This is a genomic window from Synechococcus sp. W60.3 (genome assembly GCF_047502615.1).
Lineage (GTDB): Bacteria > Cyanobacteriota > Cyanobacteriia > Thermostichales > Thermostichaceae > Thermostichus.
This window is the reverse complement of the sequence record NZ_JANSHJ010000012.1, coordinates 69,856-71,986: the sequence shown is the minus strand read 5'-3', so window position 1 is coordinate 71,986 and position 2,131 is coordinate 69,856. Positions and strand designations below refer to the sequence as shown.

Genomic DNA, 2,131 nt, shown 5'->3' with positions numbered 1-2,131 from the left:
TCCCGACACTGACCCTACGGGTACAGTGCGGGGCTCCTGCGATTTCTAGCTGAAGTTTTTTTCTGGAGCCAGAGGGATCCCGGTCGCTATTCCGGTTGGCGGAGCCTGGCAGTTGCAATGGAACTGACCGCACGGCCACTGTCGGTGGTGGCAGCAATGCGGGAAATGCGGGATCCGGTGTCGGTCATGGCCCAGAAGCTGCTGATGCTTTTGGCGGTAGAGGTGGGTTGAGCTGGGCCGATGGGGGATTCTACTGCCACAGAGTCTGGGGATTTCTCCTGAGAAGGGAGCAACACCACAGGTTCCTCACCCCGTTGGGCTGCTGCAACTTTTGGGGCGGGATGTTCTGGTGTGGGCTCAGGGGCTTCTTCTTTGCGGGCGGCCTCTGCAGCAGGGACATTCCGGGGAGAGGGCTGCTGAACCAGCCTCTTGTCAAGGGGTGGTCGTGGCGCGGCAGCGGGGGGTGCAGGGGGGGCTTGGCCGGCGATCTTTCCCCATAAGGCTTTGAGGAGTTGCCACATGGCTGGGTTGGCTACTGAGGGAGAGAGCAGTGAGGAATGGTGTTATCCTGCCATGCTCTGGCCTGAGAATCCATCCCCTCTGCCAGTCTTGATAGAGCAAAGTCATAACGAGTATGATTAAGTAGCTTGCTTAGGGAGAAAGTTCAACATGGCGCAGATTCGCGAGATTCCCCTTGCCCAAATTCGCCGCCCTTTGCCGCGGCAAACGGATCCGGATAAGGTGCAGGCGCTGATGGCTTCCATTGAAGCAGTCGGCCTACAGGAGCCCATTGAGGTTTTGGAAGTGGAAGGGGAGTATTATGGGTTCTCCGGCTGCCATCGCTACGAGGCATTTGTCCGCTTGGGCAAGGAGCGGATCCCCTGCCGGGTGCGAAAAGCGCCACGTGCTGTTTTGAGGCTACACCTGGCCTGAAAGGGATCCCTTCTGGCCCGGCTCCTCTTGGGCGGTGTAGCCCCGTTCGTAGGCAAAACGCACCAGTTGCGAGCGATTTTCCAAAGAAAGCTTGCTGAGGATGTTGGTCAGGTGAGTTTGCACAGTGCGCGGGCTGATGAACAGCTTCTCGCCGATTTGCTTGTTGGTGAAGCCGCGAATGACTTCCCGAAAGACCCGCTCTTCGGCAGGGGTCAGGGGCAATTCGGGTGGAGTGGGTCGGGGGGCCGCTTCCGGTTTTGGCTGGGACTGCTGTTGGATTAGCCGCAAAATTTCCGATTGGGTGCGGCGGGAGCGTTCAATCTGGGCCTCGATTTTGGCCACCAACTCCAGGGGTTCAAAGGGCTTGATGATGTAGTCATCCGCCCCCCGCTCATAGCCCTGAACCCGGTCATCGATCTCTCCCCGCGAAGAGAGAAAAATGAAGGGGACGAGCTCGCCGCCGCGCTGTTGGCGCAGTTGTCGGCAAAACTCGAAGCCGTCCATTTCCGGCATCACCACATCTGAAACCACCACATCCGGCTGCTCTTGGGCAAACAGACGCAACCCTTCTACACCCGAAGCGCCTGTACAAACCCGATAGCCATGCTGAGTCAGGTGGCGGCTCAGCACCTTCAGGGAGAGGGGATCGTCATCTACGACCAGTACACGCTTCATGAGAACCCAAGGAGGCTGTTAGGGAAAAGGGTAAAGCGCTATTCACCTGTTATCTGTCGCTATTTTAGGGAGACGGACAGGATTCGTCATTTGGCTACGGAGACTGAACCCATGATAGTGGTTTCAGAAGTGGTCTGGTTGAAAGCTGAGAACCACGGTGGCTGTAAAGATGGGGGATTGAACCTGGGCCTCTAAGCTCCCATTCCTGAGTACTGTTGCAAGCCTTTGCGCCATAACCAGCGATTGGCCAGCCAAAACAGGCCCGCCCAGGCCAGGCCCAGGCCAAAGTCGCGCAGAATATCCACCGGGATCCCTGCCCAGAGGCTGGCGGGAAAATGCACCAGGTAGGGGAAGGGTGTCCAGGCCAAGACCTGGCGCACGGGTGGTGGGAACACCTCCAGAGGAGCGATCACCCCCGAGAAAAACAAGTACACCAAAAAATGGAACTGCTCCAAGGCCGTCACCCGTTCCACCCAAAAGGCCAGCAGCGCCAGGGTGTACTGCATGAGAAAGCGCAGGGCAA

At 58.1% G+C, this 2,131-nt stretch carries 3 protein-coding genes; 1 reads left to right on the top strand and 2 read right to left on the bottom strand.

What is annotated here, in order from left to right; all coding sequences use genetic code 11:
* Positions 1–669: 669 nt before the first annotated feature.
* Entirely contained in the window at positions 670–933 is a 264-nt protein-coding gene (locus NW846_RS06240) for a sulfiredoxin (RefSeq protein WP_011432677.1), read from the top strand.
* Here the strand turns inward: NW846_RS06240 and NW846_RS06235 are convergent.
* Positions 919–1,608 carry a response regulator transcription factor gene (locus NW846_RS06235; RefSeq protein WP_414329162.1) on the bottom strand — a complete coding sequence of 230 codons (690 nt, stop codon included), beginning with the start codon at positions 1,606–1,608 and terminating at the stop codon, positions 919–921. The two genes, NW846_RS06240 and NW846_RS06235, sit on opposite strands and share 15 nt — an antisense overlap.
* A gap of 191 nt (positions 1,609–1,799) precedes the next feature.
* Positions 1,800–2,131, bottom strand: a 332-nt coding sequence (locus NW846_RS06230; protein WP_414515577.1) for an ABC-2 family transporter protein, incomplete at its 5' end; no start/stop codon positions are given.

Coding starts and splice junctions, on each gene's coding strand:
- NW846_RS06240 (WP_011432677.1), top strand. CDS start 670: ATGGCGCAGATTCGCGAGATTCCCCTTGCCCAAATTCGCCGCCCTTTG.
- NW846_RS06235 (WP_414329162.1), bottom strand. CDS start 1,608: ATGAAGCGTGTACTGGTCGTAGATGACGATCCCCTCTCCCTGAAGGTG.